Annotated in this window: 17 protein-coding genes and 1 other annotated feature; all 17 genes read left to right on the forward strand. The window is 59.9% G+C overall.

The window, feature by feature from the left end:
- Positions 1-2: 2 nt before the first annotated feature.
- Positions 3-767, forward strand: coding sequence for a DeoR/GlpR family DNA-binding transcription regulator (locus tag GT019_RS23980; protein WP_161745956.1), 765 nt, complete (start codon positions 3-5; stop codon positions 765-767).
- Positions 768-976: 209 nt separating this feature from the next.
- Positions 977-1,705 carry a (Fe-S)-binding protein gene (locus GT019_RS23985; protein ID WP_161745957.1) on the forward strand — a complete coding sequence of 243 codons (729 nt, stop codon included), beginning with the start codon at positions 977-979 and terminating at the stop codon, positions 1,703-1,705.
- On the forward strand, positions 1,702-3,231 hold the full coding sequence (locus GT019_RS23990) for a LutB/LldF family L-lactate oxidation iron-sulfur protein (RefSeq protein ID WP_161745958.1): 1,530 nt from the start codon (positions 1,702-1,704) through the stop codon (positions 3,229-3,231). The genes GT019_RS23985 and GT019_RS23990 overlap by 4 nt, the downstream gene beginning before the upstream one ends.
- Positions 3,224-3,955: a LutC/YkgG family protein gene (locus GT019_RS23995; RefSeq protein WP_161745959.1), complete on the forward strand. Its 732-nt coding sequence runs from the start codon at positions 3,224-3,226 to the stop codon at positions 3,953-3,955. Before GT019_RS23990 ends, GT019_RS23995 begins: the two co-directional genes overlap by 8 nt.
- Positions 3,956-4,072: 117 nt before the next feature.
- Positions 4,073-4,786, forward strand: coding sequence for a FadR/GntR family transcriptional regulator (locus GT019_RS24000; RefSeq protein WP_161745960.1), 714 nt, complete (start codon positions 4,073-4,075; stop codon positions 4,784-4,786).
- A 223-nt stretch (positions 4,787-5,009) separates the two neighbouring features.
- Positions 5,010-6,464: a cardiolipin synthase gene (gene cls / locus GT019_RS24005; protein WP_161745961.1), complete on the forward strand. Its 1,455-nt coding sequence runs from the start codon at positions 5,010-5,012 to the stop codon at positions 6,462-6,464.
- A 39-nt stretch (positions 6,465-6,503) separates the two neighbouring features.
- Positions 6,504-7,175, forward strand: a complete 672-nt coding sequence (locus tag GT019_RS24010) for a GTP pyrophosphokinase (RefSeq protein WP_235949171.1) — start codon at positions 6,504-6,506, stop codon at positions 7,173-7,175.
- A gap of 170 nt (positions 7,176-7,345) precedes the next feature.
- Positions 7,346-9,136: a sensor histidine kinase gene (locus GT019_RS24015; protein ID WP_201755561.1), complete on the forward strand. Its 1,791-nt coding sequence runs from the start codon at positions 7,346-7,348 to the stop codon at positions 9,134-9,136.
- Positions 9,129-10,688, forward strand: coding sequence for a response regulator transcription factor (locus GT019_RS24020; RefSeq protein ID WP_161745962.1), 1,560 nt, complete (start codon positions 9,129-9,131; stop codon positions 10,686-10,688). The genes GT019_RS24015 and GT019_RS24020 overlap by 8 nt, the downstream gene beginning before the upstream one ends.
- 209 nt (positions 10,689-10,897) lie before the next feature.
- Positions 10,898-11,761 (forward strand): ABC transporter permease, encoded by an 864-nt coding sequence (locus tag GT019_RS24025; RefSeq protein ID WP_235949198.1) that lies wholly within the window; start codon positions 10,898-10,900, stop codon positions 11,759-11,761.
- A 14-nt stretch (positions 11,762-11,775) separates the two neighbouring features.
- Positions 11,776-12,681 carry a carbohydrate ABC transporter permease gene (locus GT019_RS24030; protein WP_161745964.1) on the forward strand — a complete coding sequence of 302 codons (906 nt, stop codon included), beginning with the start codon at positions 11,776-11,778 and terminating at the stop codon, positions 12,679-12,681.
- 396 nt (positions 12,682-13,077) lie between these two features.
- Positions 13,078-14,835 (forward strand): ABC transporter substrate-binding protein, encoded by a 1,758-nt coding sequence (locus tag GT019_RS24035; RefSeq protein WP_235949185.1) that lies wholly within the window; start codon positions 13,078-13,080, stop codon positions 14,833-14,835.
- 157 nt (positions 14,836-14,992) lie between these two features.
- Positions 14,993-15,421, forward strand: coding sequence for a DMT family transporter (locus GT019_RS24040; protein WP_161745965.1), 429 nt, complete (start codon positions 14,993-14,995; stop codon positions 15,419-15,421).
- 50 nt (positions 15,422-15,471) lie between these two features.
- A complete protein-coding gene (locus GT019_RS24045; RefSeq protein WP_161745966.1) occupies positions 15,472-16,170 on the forward strand; it encodes a Crp/Fnr family transcriptional regulator in 699 nt (232 codons plus the stop codon).
- 25 nt (positions 16,171-16,195) lie between these two features.
- Positions 16,196-16,690: a DMT family transporter gene (locus GT019_RS24050; protein ID WP_161745967.1), complete on the forward strand. Its 495-nt coding sequence runs from the start codon at positions 16,196-16,198 to the stop codon at positions 16,688-16,690.
- A gap of 49 nt (positions 16,691-16,739) precedes the next feature.
- Entirely contained in the window at positions 16,740-17,195 is a 456-nt protein-coding gene (locus GT019_RS24055; RefSeq protein WP_161745968.1) for a GNAT family N-acetyltransferase, read from the forward strand.
- Between the two features lie 65 nt (positions 17,196-17,260).
- Positions 17,261-17,524, forward strand: a binding site (T-box leader).
- A gap of 170 nt (positions 17,525-17,694) precedes the next feature.
- Positions 17,695-18,780, forward strand: a complete 1,086-nt coding sequence (asd, locus tag GT019_RS24060; protein WP_161745969.1) for an aspartate-semialdehyde dehydrogenase — start codon at positions 17,695-17,697, stop codon at positions 18,778-18,780.
- Positions 18,781-18,791: the final 11 nt, after the last annotated feature.

Below are 18,791 nucleotides of genomic sequence, written 5' to 3' on the forward strand. Positions count from 1 at the left end.
ATATGCTGGTTGCGGAACGCTATGAGAAAATTGTTGGGCTGGTGAACGATCGGGGCAGCATCCGGGTCACGGAGCTGAGCGAGCTTTGCCAAGTGACGGAGGAGACGATCCGCCGCGATCTCGATCGGCTGGAACAGGCCGGCCGGCTCCGCCGTTCTCATGGCGGCGCGGTCAGCGTGAAGGATACGCCCCAGCAGCCGGAGATTCCGTATGCGGAGCGCGAGATCACGCACGCGGAAGAGAAGCGGCGCATCGCCGAGGAAGCGGTCAAGCTGATTCGTCCGAAGGATCGGATCTTGCTGGACGCGAGTTCGACGGCCTGGTACATGGCGACGTACCTCCCGGATTTTCCGCTGACGGTGCTCACCAATTCCATCAAAGTGGCGATGGAGCTGAGCATCAAGGAGCGCATCGAGGTCATCTCGACGGGCGGGCTGCTCGCCCAGCGATCGTTGTCCTACGTCGGTCCGCTGGCCGAGCGTTCGCTGGACGCCTACCATGTCGACAAGGTGTTTTTCTCGTGCAAAGGGGTGCACCTGGAGCGCGGCATCAGCGAATCCAACGAGCTGCAGGCGCGCATCAAACAGAAGATGATCGGCATGGCGGACGACGTCATCCTGCTCGCCGATGCCAGCAAATTCGGCGTGCAGGCGTTCACGCACGTGGCGGAGCTCGGCGACGTGGATACGATCATCACGGACCGGCGTGCGCCGCAGGAGACGCTCGGCGCGCTGGCGGAGCGGGCGATAACGGTACATACGGCGTAAGGGCCGCGCAAGCGCCTCATGCCGTTCCGAAACGCGACGTTCGGCGGCGCGAACGCTCGTTTACCGACCCTATGATTTCGCTTGTTTGTTCCCGATGCGGATTCGAGCCGTCCACCAGGCTGTTCGAATCCGCATTTTCATATTGTCAACCTGTCTGATAACCTGATAAAATAATGGCATAGACCACTCGAAGCGAGGTGCCTGGTTACGTGAAAGTGTCCTTGTTTATTACTTGTTTGAGCGATGCCCTCTACCCCCGCGTAGGGGAAGCGATGGTGCGCCTGCTGGCGAAATACGGCGTCGCGCTGGAGCTTCCGTCCGTGCAGACCTGCTGCGGGCAGCCGGCGTTCAACAGCGGCTATTGGAAGGAAGCGCGCGAGTCGGCGAGCACGATCATCGCCGCTTTCGAAGACGCCGACTTCGTTATTTCCCCGTCGGGCTCCTGCACGTTCATGATCCATCATTATCCGAAGCTGTTCGAGGACGATCCCGTCATGCTGGAGAAAGCGCTTCAATTGCAGGCGAAGGCGTACGAATTCACGCAATTCCTCGTGCAGGTGCTCGGCGTCACGGACGTCGGCGCGCAATTTCCGCACAAGGTCACGTACCATCCTTCCTGCCACGGCAGCCGGCTGCTCGGCGTGAAGGAAGAGCCGCTCCTGCTGATGGAGCGGGTGGATGGGCTGGAGCTCGTGCCGCTTCCGTTCGCCAACGATTGCTGCGGGTTCGGCGGGACGTTCGCGGTCAAGATGTCCGATATTTCCGGCGCGATGGTGACGGAGAAGTCCGATCACGTGCTGGAAACGGAAGCCGAGGTGCTCGTCGGGCTCGACATGGCCTGCCTCATGAACATCGCGGGCAATTTGCGGTATCGCGACAAGCCGGTGCGCGTCATGCATTTGGCGGAACTGCTGTATGAAGGGGTGAAGGGCGCATGAGCGCAACGGGAACGCAGGCTGGGGGAGCGACCGTCAAGGAACGCGCGGAGCTCGCGCTGAACAACGATTTCTTGCGGAAAGCGGTCAAATTCACGACGGAGCGGCTGCGCGCGGGCAAGGAAAACGCCGCCGCCGACCACGGCAACTGGGACGACTGGCGCGAACGCGGACGGCAAATCCGCCTGCATACGATCGCGCATCTGGACTATTATTTGAATCTGTTCGCGGACAACGCGCGGGCGAACGGCGTGCATGTCCATTTCGCGGATACGGCCGCGGAAGCGGTCAAGATCTCGCTCGATATCGCGAAGCACGCGCAGGCGAAGACGGTCGTGAAGTCGAAGTCGATGGTGACGGAGGAGCTGCATCTCAATCACGCGCTCGAGGAGATCGGCGTGGAGGCGATCGAGACCGATCTGGGCGAGTATATCATTCAACTGGCGGGCGAGACGCCGTCCCATATCATCATTCCGGCGATTCACAAGAACCGCTATCAGATCGCGGAGCTGCTCTCGGCCGACGCGGGCGAGACGCTGGCGCCGGACACGCAGGTACTGGCGGGCTTCGTGCGCCGCAAGCTGCGGGAGAAATTCCTCGAAGCGGACATCGGCATGACGGGCTGCAATTTCGCCATCGCGGAGACGGGTTCGATGGTGCTGTTCGAGAACGAAGGCAACGCGCGGATGGTCACGACGGTGCCGAAGACGCAGATCACGCTGATGGGCATGGAGCGCATCATCCCGTCCTTCGCCGACCTCGAGGTCATGGCGACGCTGCTGCCGCGTTCCGCGACCGGGCAGAAGCTGACCGTTTACATGTCCGGCATTACCGGACCCCGCCGCGACGCCGACGCCGACGGGCCGGAAGAAATGCATATCGTCATCGTGGACAACGGCCGTTCCCTGCAGCTCGGCGATCCGGAGTTCCAAGAGCTGCTCAACTGCATCCGCTGCGGCGCCTGCCTGAACGCCTGCCCGGTCTACCGCCATATCGGGGGCCATGCCTACGGCGGCACGTACAGCGGTCCGATCGGCGCGGTGCTCACCCCCGCCCTGAAGAAGAACGTGGCGGAATGGGACGATATCGCCAACGCCTCGAGCCTGTGCGGCGCCTGCTACGAAGCCTGCCCGGTCAAGATCCCGCTGCACGAGATGCTGATCTATCTGCGCCGGCGCAAGCTGGAAGCCGGACGCGGCGACAAAATGGAGGCGCTCGGCATGAAAGGCTTCGCCGCCGTCATGTCGAACGCGAAGCGTTACCGGGCGGTCGTCAAGCTCGGCCAGCTCGGGCAAAAGCTCGTCGTCCGCGACGGAGGGATCCGCGTGAAGCTCGGTCCGCTGAAGGGCTGGAACACGTACCGCGTCACGCCGAGCCTGCCGAAGGCATCGTTCCGGCAGCAATGGAAGACGATGGAAGAAGAAATCCGCCACGGGCTGCAGGACATGGACCCGGCCGTGAAGAGCCGGATGGAACAGATCGTGAAGGACCGCGAATCGGGTAAAGGGGGCCACGGGCATCATGGCTAAATCGGAAGAACATCAATCGTGGCTGGCCGAGCTGGACGCGAAGTCGCGCGCGAAGCAGGCCGGCTTCATCGACGGCATCTCGGGCAAGCTGAAGCGCCCGCGCGTGACGGCGCCGCCGGCGCATCCTTACCGCGGGGCGCCGGATTTCTGGAAGGCGTTCGAATGGCCGCTCGAGGAGCGGATCGCGAAATTCCAAGCGAATTTCAAGGCGGCCGGCGGCCATACGGAACGGCTGGCCTCGATGGAGGACGCGCGCGCCTTCATCGCCGGCAAGGCGGCGGAGCTGAGCGCGCGGTACGTCATCCGCCAGAACCAGCCCGAGCTGAACGGCCTGGGCTTGGAGGATGCGATGCCGGACGCGGCCTTCTCCGTCTGGAACAGCGATCCGCAGGAGCATTGGAAGGCGCGCGCCGCGGAAGCGGACTTCGGCATCGTCGTCGCCGATTACGCGGCTGCTTACACCGGGTCCGTCACGGTGCTGTCCTCTAAGGACAAGGGCCGTTCCGTCAGCCTGCTGCCGACGGTGCTGATGGTCATCATTCCGCTGGAGCGGCTGCACACGCGGCTGGGCGAGATTTTGATCGACTTCGACCGCGCTGGGAGAGAGCATCTCCCGGCGGGCATTCATTTCATCTCCGGTCCGAGCCGCTCGGCGGATATCGAGAACGACCTGACGATCGGGGTGCACGGCCCCGGCGTGGTGTACGCGCTGCTCGTAGGTTGAGGGCCGAACGCCGGCCCGTTGCATTGCGGCACCGCATGATGGTACGATTCTCCAGTGTGCGGCATGCCGGAGGCGACATTGCGCTTGGCCGCATGTAGCAGGAAAGGAGCTTCAGCGATGGAAATCACCCGTTTATCCAAACGCAACCATTACGAGGAGATTGCCGAGCAGCTGAAGCGGCTGATCCTCGACGGCAAACTGAAGGTCGGCGACAAGCTGCCCTCGACCAAGGACATGTCCGAGCAGTTCGGCGTCGGACGCTCCACGATGAGGGAGGCGCTGAGCGCCTTGAAGGCGATGGGCTATATCGAGATTCGCCAGGGCGGCGGCTGCCGCGTCATCAGCAGCGCGCCGTCCCCGTCCCCGGTGGAGCTGCCGGAGCTGCAGACGCTGCGGATGAACCGCGCGACGCTGCTCGAGCTGCTGGAGGCGAGGGAAGCGCTCGAGGTATCGAACGCCTCCCGCGCCGCGGAGAAAGCCACCGAGGCCGATATCGAGGTGTTGCGGAACCTGATTCGGGAGATGGAAGCGGGCATCGGCGACGACCGCGAAGGCGAGCGCACGGACGTGCTGTTCCATCTGACGCTGGCGAGAGCGACCCACAACACCGTCATGCTGCGGCTGTTCGAATCCATCGTCGGCCAGCTGGAGACGGCGATCCGCGACATTCGGCGGGTCGAAATCTACGCGAACCGCTCCGTGGCCGAGAGGCTCTACCGCGAGCATTTGGGGATCTTCGAGGCCGTATCCGCCGGCAACGCGGCGCTTTCGGGCGAGCGGATGAAGGAGCATTTGGCCCATGTGGTGAGCAATTTGCTGCGGGTGCTGTAGAAGCCGGTTCGTGTTTGCCGGTCTCGCCCCGTTATTGCATCGCTTCGTCCAAGTTTGCAATCGAATGCGTCCTGAAGCACAGGCTGTTCGCTCGGCAAGTAGCCGGGCGGGCAGCCTTATTTTGGCGCAATAAACGCCTCCATTTTCCTCGGGTACCCCAAATGGGGTATACTGGAGCAAGCGCCGAGCGCGCGTGCGACCAAACCAAGGAGCAATCATCATCATGGCGGATTTTATCCTTTCGAATTTCATAACCATTCTGACCATCATCAATGTTCCGCTGGCGATCGTCGTCATGTTCATGGAGCGCCGCAACGTCGGCGTGACTTGGGCGTGGCTGATGGTGCTGCTGTTCCTGCCCGCCGTCGGCTTCGTGGTGTATCTGATATTCGGGCAGAACCTGAGCAAGAAGAAGCTGTACAAGCTGAACAAGCGCACGAAAGAAACCCTAGCCGCGATGGTCGAACAGCAGCGCAGGGAGTTTCACGATCACCGCATCGTGTTTAATGATGATGCGGCAGAGCAGCACGCGGACCTGATCTGCATGAACCTGACCAGCGGTTTCGCGCTGTATACGCAGAACAACCACGTCGATATTTACACGAACGGCCCCGACAAATTCGAGGCGCTGTTCGCGGACATCGAGCGGGCGACCCATCATATTCATCTGATGTACTATATCGTCCACAACGACGGACTGGGCAACCGGCTCGTCGACGCGCTGACCGCGAAAGCGAAGCAGGGGGTCAAGGTGCGTTTCCTCGTGGACGACATCGGCAGCTCGATGCTGAAGCGGGAGTTTTTCCACCGGCTGGTCGCGGCGGGCGGGGAAGTGGCGTATTTCTTCCCGTCCAAGATCCCGTACCTGAACATCCGGGTCAACTACCGCAATCACCGGAAGCTCGTCATCATCGACGGCCAGATCGGCTATATCGGCGGCTTCAACGTCGGCGACGAATACATGGGCTTGAACAAGCGGTTCGGCTTCTGGCGCGACACGCATCTGCGGATCACGGGCTACGCCGTGCTGCAGATGCAGGCCCACTACATGTTCGACTGGAACCTGGCCAGCCACACCTCGTTCAGCCGCGAAGTGCTGGGTTTGTTCCCGCCGGCGGCAAGCACCGGCACCACGGGCATTCAGATCGTGTCCAGCGGCCCCGACCAGACGCTCGAGCAAATCAAGAACGCGTATATCAAGATGATCCATTCCGCCAAGAAATCGATTTATATGCAGACGCCGTATTTTATCCCGGACGAGAGCTTGCTGAACGCCCTCAAGATGGCCGTGCTGTCGGGCATCGACGTCCGCATCATGCTGCCGAGCAAGCCGGACCACAAGATGGTCTACTGGGCGACCTTCTCGTATCTCGGCGAGCTGCTCGAGGAAGGCATGAAATGCTACCTGTACGAGAAAGGCTTCCTGCATGCGAAGGCGCTCGTCGTCGACGGCAGCATCGCTACCGTGGGAACGGCCAACGTGGACATCCGGAGCTTTAAATTGAATTTCGAGGTGAATGCGATCCTGTACGACACGGGAACGGCCATGCGCCTGAAACAAATATTCGAGGAAGACATGCTGGATTGCACGGAGCTGACGTACGAGCAGTACAAGCGCCGTTCCAAGCTGGAACGGTTCAGGGAATCGTGCGTGCGGCTGCTGTCTCCGATCCTTTGACGATACCGAGTTTGAAACTAGCAGCAGGAGTGAGAGCCAATGATGGACAAGCAAATGGTCATGGAATGGGCGAAAATGCTCATGAGCTATAAATTCGCGCTGGACGAAGTCAGCACGAAGCTGACGATCCTGAACGAAGAACTCCAATTCATTCAAAATTACAACCCGATCGAGCACGTCAAGACGCGCATCAAGTCGCCGGAAGGCATCGTGGAGAAGCTGCAGCGCAAAGGGCTTGAAGTGTCGAAGGAAAACGCCGCCGAGCATATCCGCGACATCGCCGGCGTCCGGGTGATCTGTTCCTTCACGACGGACGTGTACCGCGTGTACGACATGATTCGCAGCCAGGGCGACGTCGAAGTGATCGAGGTGAAGGACTACATCAAGGATCCCAAGCCGAACGGTTACCAGAGCCTGCATCTGATTATCCGGATTCCGATTTTCCTCTCGGAACGGACGGAGCACGTGAAGGTCGAGATACAGATCCGCACGATCGCGATGGATTTCTGGGCCAGCCTGGAGCATAAGATCTATTACCAGTTCCACGACGACATGCCGGCTTCCATCCGCGAGCAGCTCAAGGCCACGGCCGACATGATCGGCATGCTGGACCGCCGGATGCTCGTCTTGAAGGACGAGGTGCAGAAGTTCAGCGACGGCGCCGAGACCGTCAAGCTGCAGCAGTTCCCGATGCTGCCCGCATCCAAATAAGATCGGTCGGAAGGAAATGGAAATTACTTGCAATATCACTGATTTTGACATGAAAAAGGGAGAAATTATGCCCTAGTTTTTAAATGGTCATTTGTTTACAATGAACAATGACCATTTTTAATTTTGCCATTTTTGAAAACGCTTTCAAATAAATAAAGGAGGCATCCTGCTTGATCCACATCATGATCCGCGGCATCAACGACCTGAAGCTTCGCACGAAGCTGGTGCTTTCCTTTATTTTCGTCGCCTTCGTGCCCGTCCTCATCGTCGGCGCGTTCCTCACGGGCGAGCTGAAGAACATGGCGCTCAAGAACGCGCTCGAGCAGACGGCCAACAACGTCGAGCGGGTCAAGAAACGAACCGGCGAGGTCATCAACGTGTCGTACGACATCTCCTACCGGATGTCCAACGACAGCAGGCTGGAGACGCTGGCGAACCGGCATTACGAGTCGGTCTACGAGGTCGTGAAGGCATACAAGGAATACCCCGACATCAAGGACTACATCCGCCTGTACAAAGACATCTCCAACATCCGGCTGTACGTCAACAACCAGACCCTGCTGAACAACTGGGAGTTCCTGCAGCCGACGCGGAGCATCATTCAGTCCGATTGGTATCAATCGGCGCTGAACAGCAGCGGCCTTGCCGCCTGGTATTACATGCCGGACGAGCGGGACCGGCGATATTACCTCAGCCTCGTGCGCAAAATCGATTTCCTCACGCAGCATACGAGCGGCGTGCTCGTCATCAACGTCAGCTCGGACAAGCTGAACGCGATTCTGAGCCAGGAAACGTTCGAGACGATGATCGTGGACGGGAACAACCGGATCGTGGCCGCGAACCGGCCGGGCAGGATCGGCAGCACGCTGGCCAGCCTCAGCTACGATCCGAAGGTGATCGCGGCGAAGAACGGCAGCTTCCAGGCGAGCGTCAACGGCAAATCCTCGCAAATCCAAATCGAACCGCTCGTGCCCGAATCGAGCATGAACGCGCTCCGGATTATCTCGGTCTTCTCCATCGACGGCATCATGAAGGAACCGAACCGCATCATCAAGCTCGCCTTGACCGTCATCGTCGTCAGCTTGGCGGTCGCGATCATGCTCATCTACGGCTTCTCCGCGGTGTTGTCCAAACGCATGATGCGCCTGAGCAAATACATCGCCAAGGTCGGCACGGGCAATTTGGACGTCGCGCTCGAGATCGACGGCAAGGACGAGATCGGGCAGCTATCCAGGCAGTTCAACGGGATGGTGAGCAGCATCAACGGGCTGATCGTCGAGCTGCAGGATTCCAACCGGCAGAAGGTCGAGCTGCAATCGCGGCAGAACGAGATCAAGTTCAAAATGATGGCGAGCCAGATCAACCCGCATTTCCTGTTCAACGCGCTCGAGTCGGTCCGCATGAAAGCCCATCTGAAGGGCGAGCGGGAAATCTCGAACGTCGTCAAGCTCATCGGCAAAATGATGCGCAAAAACCTCGAAGCCGGCAGCCGGACCGTCCTGCTGAGCCACGAAATCGACATGGTGCGGTGTTATCTGGACATTCAGAAATTCCGTTACGAGGACCGGCTGGCCTACGAGCTGCAGATCGATCCTGACGCCGAGCAGGTGCAGATTCTGCCGCTGATCATCCAGCCGATCGCCGAGAACGCGGTCATCCACGGCTTGGAGAACCGGGAGGCCGGCGGCCGAGTGCGCATCGCGGCGTTCGTGCGCAACGGGAAGGTTCATATCGAGGTCGCCGACAACGGCGAAGGCATGCCGAGGGCCAAGCTGACGGAGCTGTACCGGTCGATGGACGAGACCGAGGAACGCGAAGGCAACCGCATCGGGCTGCGCAACGTGCACATGCGCCTGAAGCTCATGTACGGGCCGGGCTGCGGCCTGCAGATCTGGAGCGAGCCCGGCGTCGGAACGACGGTCCAATTTACGATACCGATGGGGGAGATTAGCCATGTATAACGTGCTGATTACCGATGATGAACCGACGATCCGCGAAGGGCTGCGGACGCTGATCGATTGGGAAGCGCTAGGCTACGCGGTGGTCGATACGGCCGCGAACGGCAAGGACGCGCTGGGCAAAATCGCCGTTTACCGCCCCGACCTGCTGATTGTGGACATACGGATGCCGGGGATGACGGGGTTGGAGCTCGTCGAGGCGGTCAGGCAGACGGGCGATAAATTGCGCGTGCTCATCCTGAGCGGCTACGCGGACTTCGATTACGCCAAGAAGGCGATCGGCTTGGATATCGACGGCTATCTGTTGAAGCCGGTCGACGAGGACGAGCTCGTCGGCCATCTGGATAAATTGAAAAGCGTCCTCGACCGCGAACGGAAGGAACGGGCGGACAGCGGCTCGAGGAAGGCATGGAGCAGGCAGAAGCTGCTCCACGACCTGTTGTCTCCGGATGCCGAGAAGCGGGTCTTGCCGGATGCTGACGAGCTGAAGGCGATGGACCTGGGCTGGGACAGCTACGGCATCGTGCTGATCAAGCTCGAGGGATCGGATCGGAGCATGGAGCCCGGCCGGTTTGCCGCCGTTCGCGACCGCTTCGCGCAGGCGTACGACGCGAAGGACAAGGGCGTCGTCGTTGCGATGGATGCGGCGCTTGTCCTGCTGCTGCCGGACGATCTGTCCGCCGAAGCGGTCAAACGCCGCGTCTACGCCGATCTGGCGGCGCTGATCGCGGAGCCGTGCGCGCGCATCGCGGCGGCAAGCGGCCCGCCCGCGTCGCGGATCGGCGACGTCCGGATGTCGTATTTGGCGGCGGCGGCGCTGCTGGACCGGCGGTTCTTCCACGCGGGCGGGCAATTGATCGACTCGTCCTCGCCGGCGCTTCATGCGGTGCCGGGAGGCATCGCCGAACAAGCGAATTGGGCCGACGACGTGCCCGCGCTCGCGGAGAAGCTGTATTTCGCGCTCGACGTCGGCAATCTCGCGGTGGTGTCGCAGCTGGTCGCGGATACGGGCCGCGGGCTGATTCGGCGCGGGAAATCGGAGGCGGACATCAAAGCCGCGTTCGCCGGCATCGTCACGGCTTTGGCGGGCAAGCTGTCCCGGAGCGGCGACGAACGGGAGCTGGACAACGAGCGGTTGTCCGCGTGCATGTCGACGATCTACGGCCATGTCCGTTACGACGAGCTGGAGCAGGAGCTGATCGCCGTCCTTCCGACGCTGCTGAAGGGGAGCGGCTCCTGCAGCGGCGACAAGCAGATCAAGAAGATGATCGACCTGATCCGGCGCAACTACGTCGAGAACCTGAAGCTGGAGACGCTGGCGGAGGTGTTCAACTACAACAGCGCCTATCTCGGCAAGCTGTTCAAGAGCGAGACGGGCGAATATTTCAACACGTACCTCGACAAGGTGCGGATCGAGAAGGCTAAGGAGCTGCTGGATCAAGGGCTGAAAGTCTACCAGGTCGCGGAGAAGGTCGGCTACGCCAACGTGGACTATTTCCACGGCAAATTCCGCAAATACGTCGGCGTGTCCCCGACCTCCTACCGGAAGAAATAGCGGGCTGGGTCTTAGGGCCAATGCAATTTTCACATGATTTTACCGTCAATTATAGTGGTATTGGAAGCGCTTTATTTCCGATATCATGAAGGCATACAGCAAGGAGGTAACGCCAAATGAAAGCCGCTGCACCATTGAAGCCGCAAGCTGCCGCAAGGCGGAAATCCCGTTTCTGGCACACCTTCTTCCAGCAGAAATACTTGTACCTGATGTCGATTCCGTTCGTCTTGTGGGTGTTCGTATTCAGCTATTTGCCGCTCTGGGGCTGGACGATGGCGTTCCAGAAATTCAAGCCGAAGAAATCGTTCCTGGACCAGGATTGGGCCGGCCTGCAATACTTCCGGGAGCTGTTCCACGACGACCAGTTTTTTCAGGCGCTGCGCAACACGCTGGCGATGAGCGTCATGGGGCTGGTCGCCGGGTTCATCATTCCGATCGTGTTCGCCATCCTGCTGAACGAGGTCCGGATCGGCATCCTGAAACGGTTCGTGCAGACGATCTCCTATCTGCCGCACTTCGTGTCCTGGGTCGTCGCGGCGGGCATCGTCACGAAGATGCTGTCCACGGACAACGGCGCCGTCAACGACCTGCTCGTCGGGCTGCACCTGATCAGCGAACCGATCCAGTTCTCGGGGAAAGGCAACCTGTTCTGGACCATCGTCACCGCCTCCGACGTGTGGAAGGAGACCGGCTGGAACACCATCATCTATTTGGCGGCCATCGCCGGCATCGGCCCTGAATTGTACGAGGCCGCGCGGGTGGACGGCGCGAGCCGCCTGCAGCAGGCATGGAACATCACGCTGCCGGGCATCCGCTCCACGATCATCGTCCTGGTCATCATCTCCATCGGACATCTCGTCAGCATCGGTTTCGAGAAGCAGTTCCTGCTCGGCAACAATCTGGTGCGCGACTACTCGCAGACGCTCGACTTGTATGCGCTTAATTACGGGCTCGGCATGGGGCGGTATTCCTTCGGGACGGCGATCAACATCTTCAATTCCGTCGTCAGCGTCATCCTCTTGTTCGCGGCCAACGGCATTTTCAAGAAAATCACCAAGGAAAGCATCATTTAAGGGGAGGGTGCCAGATGAAAGCAGGTTTGTTCTCCAGCGGCACGCCCTGGTCCGACCGCGCCTTCGATTTCGTCGTTTATCTCGTCATCGCGCTCGTCACGGTCATTACGCTGTATCCGTTCCTGAACGTGCTGGCGATCTCGCTGAACGATTCCACGGACAGCGTCCGCGGCGGCATCACGATCTTCCCGCGGCAGTTCACGCTGAAGAATTACGAGACGATCTTCGCCTTCTCCGGCCTGATCACCGGGCTGAAAATCTCGCTGCTGCGCACCGTCATCGGCACGGTGCTCGGCCTGATCAGCGCCTCGATGCTGGCGTTCACGCTCAGCCGGGTCGACTTCCAGGGGCGGCGGTTCGTCTCCACGTTCCTCGCGCTGACGATGTACGTGTCCGGGGGCTTGATTCCGACCTACATTCTGATCAAAGACCTGCACATGATCGGCACCTTCGCGGTCTACGTGCTGCCGGGACTGGTCAGCGCCTTCAACGTGTTCGTCATCCGTTCCTTCATCGACGGCATCCCGTATGCCCTGCAGGAATCCGCCAAGCTGGACGGCGCGAACGACTTTACGATCTACTGGCGCGTCATCCTGCCGCTCACGAAGCCGGCGCTGGCGACGATCGCGCTCTTCCTGGCGGTCGGCCAATGGAATTCCTGGTTCGACACGTACTTGTACAACGGTTCGAAGGATCATCTGACGACGCTGCAGTACGAGCTGATGAAGGTCATCCAGAGCACGACGACGAACGCCGACAGCTTCCGCGGCCGCAACATGACGGAGGTCATGGCGCAGATCTCGCCGGAGTCGGTGAAGATGGCGATCACGATCATCGTGACGGTGCCGATTTTGATCGTGTATCCGTTTTTGCAGCGGTACTTTGTGAAAGGCATGACGCTGGGGGCCGTGAAGAGCTGAGCCCGGTGGGTAAAAAGCGCCCTGCGGACGGTATGGGTCTCCAATCGCTGTTGTAGTTCGGAAATCCTCATTGTAGAAAGATTAGCGGTGGATTTCCGACTACAAAGGCGAACGCTATCGCTTTTTCGACTCCATACCGCCTCTCCGGGCGCTTTTTACCGGGCTCTACAAGCAGAAAAACCTGGCCTAGGGGAAATATCCTAGGCAGCTAAAATTCTAATAGCCCTGCGCTCAACTGCAAAAGCAGAAAAGCAGAAAAGCAGATGCTTGAACTGCAAGACATCTAAGCAAACAACAATATCTGCAAACGAAGATCGCCAGTTCACAACGGTATCTACAGGTCCCCTGTTTATACGATATACAAAAACAGCATTCAAAATTGGGAGGGTTTGCAACATGCAACGACGGATTTCGAAGAAGGCATCGACGATTCTTTCCATTGTCCTGCTCTCCGGCGTGCTTGCCGCTTGCGGCGGCAACGACGGCAACAACGCGGGGAACAACGGCGCGGCCGCTGCGACGAACGAGACCAAGAACGCGGATACGAACGCGAATGCGAACGACGGCAAGGATGCGGCGGAGGATCTGTCTCCGATCACGTTCAGCTATTTCAGCGAAGACCCGAACCCGAATTGGAACAACATGCAGGACGACGTGTCCAAGGAAATCACGAAGAAAACCGGCGTGACCTTGGATGCCGAATTCGCCGTCGGCGATCCGACGCAGAAGGTGGCGCTTATCGCGACAAGCGGCGAATACCCGGATCTGATCGCGGCGAAGGGCGATATCGGCAAGCTGGTGGATGCCGGCGCCGTCCTCGATCTGACGGACCTCATCGACAAATACGCGCCGAACATCAAGAAAGTGCTCGGCGATTACATGGTGCGCGCCAAGTACACGAACGCGGATCAAGCCATCTACGCCATCCCGACTTGGGCGGCGGCGGACGAGCAGCGCTTCGTGGCGGGCGGCGGCTTCGAGCTGCAGCACCGCGTCGTGAAGGAAGCCGGCTATCCGGAGATCCGCACGGTGCAGGATTACGAGAAGGTGATCCAAGACTACCTGCAGAAGCACCCGACCGACGAGAACGGCAACAAAAACATCGGCCTTTCCCTGAACGCCGACGACTGGCATATGTACATCTCGGTGACGAACCCCGCGTTCTTGACGACCGGCGGCTCGGATGACGGCGAGTACTACGTCGACCAAGAGACGAACGAGGTGACCTACCACTTCCGCCGTCCGGAAGAGAAGGAATATTTCCGCTGGCTGAACCACATGAACGACATCGGCCTGCTGGACAAAGAAAGCTTCGTGCAAAAATACGACCAATACAAAGCGAAAGTCGCGACGGGCCGCGTCCTCGGCTTGATCGACCAGGACTGGGATTACAACGACGCGCAGCAATCGTTGAAGACGGCCGGCAAGTTCGACGAGACGTACGGGCATTATCCGGTCACGTTGTCCAAGGATTTCAAGGACACCTCCTTCTGGCCGACGGGCTTCATGGGCGGTTACGGCATCGCGATCTCCAGCACGTGCAAGGATCCGGTGCGCGCCATCAAATTCCTGGATTACCTGGCCTCCGACGAAGGCCAAATCCTCAACAACTGGGGCATCGAGGGCAAGCATTACGTGATGGAGAACGGCAAGCGCGTCGTGCCGCAGGACGTGCAGGATCGGATCAATAACGACAACACCGCGTTCACCAAAGAATCCGGCATCGGCTTCTACTGGAACATCATGGCCCACTACGGCGACGGCGCCAAGGATCCGTCCGGCAACTACTACACGAAGAACTTCCCCGAGCAGCTCGTGAACGGCTACAGCGACGTCGAGAAAGAAACGCTGGCCGCCTATAAAGCCACGACCTGGAAGGACCTGTTCCCGAAAGAAGACGAGTTCAAGGTCAAATCGTACGGCGCGGCTTGGAACATCTCCATCCCGGGCGAGGACGAAGTGTCCATTCTCGGCACGAAGATGAAAGATATTACGTGGAAGCGGGTTCCGGAAGCGATCCTCGCGAAACCGGCCGATTTCGACAAAGTCTGGGACGCCTACATGGCGGAACTCAAGAAAGCCGGCGTCGAGAAGATGGAAGACGGCTACGAGAAATACGTGAAAGACCGCGTGGAATTGTGGAGCGCGCAATAGGCGCGACCAGCCCGGACAGCCGTCCGGGCTTTTTTCGTTTAACGGCCGGCCACGCCGAGCCGGGTCGCACGCGCAGCCCGATTGGGACATATGTCCTTCTCAACGCCGCCGCTTCTGTATTTTAATGAGGAGGAAGCAGCAACGGGGAGTGGAAATGATGAAGGGACTACTATTCGCGTGTTTGGGCGGGGCGTTCATCACGCTGCAGGGAGCGGCGAACGCCAGGATCAGCCAGGATATCGGCACCTGGCAGACGGCCGCGCTGACCCAATTGACCGGCTTCGTCGCGGCGCTATTGATCCTGAGCCTCGTACGCGACGGGCAATGGCGGAAGCTGCCGCAGGCGAAGCCTCTTTATTTGACCGGCGGCGCTTTCGGCGCGGTCATCATTTTCGGCAACGTGACGGCCATCGGGCAGATCGGGGCGACGCTCGCGATCTCCGCGCTCTTGATCGCGCAGCTGCTGCTGACCTTTCTGATCGACGGCAACGGCTGGTTCGGCGTGGCGAGGCTGAGGATGAAGCCGTCGCAGTTCGTCGGCATCGGGATAATGATCATCGGCGTGGTGATACTAGAGCTCAAATAGGCTATCGATCGTGACGTATAGGATGCGAGAGATTGGGAGGAGACCGGGTCGTGATCGAATCGAAGGACCGCGGGCAGCTGGAAGGGTACCTGCGCGAATATCGCTTGGCGGACGTATTCAACGAAGCGCTGCTGCCGCATTTGACGCTGTGCGTATTTCAACGGGGCGAGCTGATCTGTTCCCAAGGGGAACCGTCGGAGACGCTGTATTTCCTCGTGAGAGGGAAGCTCAAGATCTATACCAATTCGGCGGAAGGACGAACGCTGATCCTTTCCTTCCGCAAGCCGCCCGACACGATCGGGGATATCGAATACGTGCGGGACGCGGACATTCTCAATACGGTCGAGGCCGTCTCGACCGTCCATATGATCGGCGTGCAGTACCGCTGGCTGCGCAAGCACGCCGGCGATCACGCGCCGTTGCTGCGCTTTTTGCTGGACGTCATCGCCGGGAAGTTTTACGCCAAATCGATCTCGCTCAGCTTCAACCTGATGCATCCGGTGGAGGTGCGGCTGGCGAGCTACTTGTTATCGGTCTCGTTCGACGAATCGGACGCGCAGCTTCAAGGGCAGCTGAGCACCGCCGGCCTCCGGGACGCGGCGAACCTGATCGGAACCAGCTACCGGCACCTGAACCGGGTGATCGGGCAATTTTGCGCGGAAGGCCTGCTCGAGCGCGGCAAAGGCGTCATTCGGGTCAAGGACAGAGCGGGGCTGAGCGTGCGCGCGAAGCACAATATCTATGAATAAGCGGTAGAACGGGGGAGCGGGAAGCATGACTCAAGGCATCGTACTGGCCATGATCGCGGGCGGTCTCGTCAGCCTGCAAAATATTTTCAACAGCAAGGTGAACGAGCGCGCGGGATCCTGGGCGACCACCGCGTTCGTGCTCGGGATGGGCTTCGCGGCTTCGCTCGCGCTTGGCCTGCTCATCGAAGGCAAGCGGATGTTCGCGCTCGGCGGCATGCAGACCTGGTACTGCTTCAGCGGCTTGATCGGCGTCGGGGTGGTGTCGTGCCTGGTGCAGGGCATCAAGCGGCTCGGTCCCACGTACGCGATCTCCATCGCGCTGACCTCGCAGCTCGGGCTTGCCCTGCTGATGGATTCGCAGGGCTGGCTCGGTCTGGCCAAGGTGCCGTTCACGCCGAAGCAGCTGATCGGCGTGCTCGTCATCGTCGCCGGCATCGCGGTGTTCAAGTTCGGAGGCGGACGGGCATTCGGCCAAGCCGCCGATCGCGAAGCGCCGGGAAAGACGCGCTTAACGGAATGATCGCTTTGTGATACAATCGTTCAAATTAGCCATGAACGGAGAGATTGCGATGGAAATCAAGCTGGATGACCTAACCGGACCCGAGATCGCGGACCTGCTGCACGAGCATCTCCGGAGCATGGAGAAGCATTCGCCGCCCGAAAGCAGGCATGCCCTGGATCTCGAGGGACTGAGACGCCCGGAAATCACGTTCTGGAGCGCGTGGGAGCACGGCGAGCTGGTCGGCTGCGGCGCGCTCAAAGCGCTTGGCGGCGAGCACGGCGAACTGAAGTCCATGCGGACGGCGCGCGCGCATTTGCGAAAAGGCGTGGCGAGACGCATCCTCGCCCACGTCATCGAGGAAGCCGAACGGCGCGGCTATCGGCGGCTTAGCCTGGAGACGGGCTCCATGGCCGCGTTCGAGCCGGCCAGACGGCTGTACGCCGGCTTCGGCTTTGAAGTCTGCGGACCGTTCGCGGCCTACGTCGAGGATCCGAACAGCGTGTTCATGACCAAGGCACTATGAAATCGCGATAAAATTTCGAAAATCGTATTTACCTCGCATTGCGAATTTGATATCATTAACGTCAACCAAATGCGACGACGAGAAGAGTAAATACATGGATTCTTTCGCAGAGAGCTCCGTAAGCTGGGAAGGAGTAAAGAATTCGGTATTGAACAAAGCCTCCGAGCAGCGCGTCGGAACCTGGAGCAAGGGGATGGCGCGACAGGAGCTCCTGTTATAGAGCTAAAGTATACGCGTTTCCGACGGAACGCCGTACTTGAAGAGGCGAATGGGGCGACCTATTGGCGAATCTGGGGTGGTACCGCGAGCATGCAAATCTCGTCCCTAAGACTGAAGCGCAGTCTTGGGGGTGGGATTTTTTTGATTTTGCGGCGATTAGGCGAGTTGCTCCCGCGCGCCGCACACCGATTCGCCGGTTTTGAATAGTTAGATAGGGAAGCTTTCCGGTAACGGGAAAAGGCACGGCCAGAATACGACTACGAAAGGATTGGGATACGCGATGACGGATAAATTAAAGGTTGGCATTGTAGGCGGAACGGGCATGGTGGGGCAGCGCTTCGTTCAACTGCTGGAGAATCATCCCTGGTTTCGAGTGACGGCGATCGCGGCCAGCGCGGGCTCGGCCGGCAAGACCTACGAGGAAGCCGTGAAGGGCAGATGGAAGCTGTCCGGCACGATTCCGGATGCCGTGAAGCACATCGTCGTGCAGGACGGCTCGAACGTGGAAGAGGTTGCGGCCGGCGTCGATTTTATTTTTTGCGCCGTCGACATGAAGAAATCGGACATTCTGGCGTTGGAGGAAGCCTACGCCAAGACCGGCACGCCCGTGGTATCCAATAATTCCGCGCACCGCTGGACGCCGGACGTGCCGATGGTCATCCCGGAGATCAATCCGGGACATCTGGACGTCATCGCGGCGCAGCGCAAGCGGCTCGGCACCTCGACCGGATTCATCGCCGTCAAGCCCAATTGCTCCATTCAAAGCTACGTGCCGGCGCTTCATGCCCTGCTGGATTACAAGCCGACGACCGTCGTGGCCTCGACGTATCAGGCGATCTCCGGAGCCGGCAAGAACTTTGCCGATTGGCCCGACATGCTGGACAACGTCATCCCCTATATCGGCGGCGAGGAAGAGAAGAGCGAACAGGAGCCGCTGCGCATCTGGGGCAGCGTCGAAGACGGCGAGATCGTCAAGGCCGCAGCGCCGCTGATCACCACGCAGTGCATCCGGGTGCCGGTCACGGACGGCCATCTGGCCACGGTGTTCGTCTCGTTCGAGAATAAGCCGTCGCGGGAGGAAATGCTCGCCCGCTGGCAGCAATACCGGGGACGCCCGCAGGAGCTGGGCTTGCCGAGCGCGCCGAAGCAATTCATCACGTACTTCGAGGAGGAGAACCGGCCGCAGACGAAGCTGGACCGCGATATCGAAGGCGGCATGGGCGTCTCGATCGGCAGGCTGCGGGAGGATTCCGTCTACGATTTCAAATTCGTGGGCCTCTCGCATAACACCCTGCGCGGGGCGGCCGGCGGAGCCGTGCTCATCGCCGAGCTGCTGAAGGCGGAAGGCTATATCCAGGCGAAATAGCCGCCGCGTCG

Origin of the sequence: Paenibacillus glycinis, assembly GCF_009909185.1 — a bacterium.
Classification (GTDB): domain Bacteria; phylum Bacillota; class Bacilli; order Paenibacillales; family Paenibacillaceae; genus Paenibacillus_Z; species Paenibacillus_Z glycinis.

Excerpts from the sequence above, each read along its gene's own strand:
- GT019_RS24025 (WP_235949198.1), top strand. The coding sequence starts at position 10,898 with ATGTCGATTCCGTTCGTCTTGTGGGTGTTCGTATTCAGCTATTTGCCG.
- GT019_RS24050 (WP_161745967.1), top strand. The coding sequence starts at position 16,196 with ATGACTCAAGGCATCGTACTGGCCATGATCGCGGGCGGTCTCGTCAGC.
- asd (WP_161745969.1), top strand. The coding sequence starts at position 17,695 with ATGACGGATAAATTAAAGGTTGGCATTGTAGGCGGAACGGGCATGGTG.
- GT019_RS23995 (WP_161745959.1), top strand. The coding sequence starts at position 3,224 with ATGGCTAAATCGGAAGAACATCAATCGTGGCTGGCCGAGCTGGACGCG.
- cls (WP_161745961.1), top strand. The coding sequence starts at position 5,010 with ATGGCGGATTTTATCCTTTCGAATTTCATAACCATTCTGACCATCATC.
- GT019_RS24030 (WP_161745964.1), top strand. The coding sequence starts at position 11,776 with ATGAAAGCAGGTTTGTTCTCCAGCGGCACGCCCTGGTCCGACCGCGCC.
- GT019_RS24010 (WP_235949171.1), top strand. The coding sequence starts at position 6,504 with ATGATGGACAAGCAAATGGTCATGGAATGGGCGAAAATGCTCATGAGC.
- GT019_RS24000 (WP_161745960.1), top strand. The coding sequence starts at position 4,073 with ATGGAAATCACCCGTTTATCCAAACGCAACCATTACGAGGAGATTGCC.
- GT019_RS24055 (WP_161745968.1), top strand. The coding sequence starts at position 16,740 with ATGGAAATCAAGCTGGATGACCTAACCGGACCCGAGATCGCGGACCTG.
- GT019_RS24020 (WP_161745962.1), top strand. The coding sequence starts at position 9,129 with ATGTATAACGTGCTGATTACCGATGATGAACCGACGATCCGCGAAGGG.
- GT019_RS23980 (WP_161745956.1), top strand. The coding sequence starts at position 3 with ATGCTGGTTGCGGAACGCTATGAGAAAATTGTTGGGCTGGTGAACGAT.
- GT019_RS24035 (WP_235949185.1), top strand. The coding sequence starts at position 13,078 with ATGCAACGACGGATTTCGAAGAAGGCATCGACGATTCTTTCCATTGTC.
- GT019_RS23990 (WP_161745958.1), top strand. The coding sequence starts at position 1,702 with ATGAGCGCAACGGGAACGCAGGCTGGGGGAGCGACCGTCAAGGAACGC.
- GT019_RS24040 (WP_161745965.1), top strand. The coding sequence starts at position 14,993 with ATGAAGGGACTACTATTCGCGTGTTTGGGCGGGGCGTTCATCACGCTG.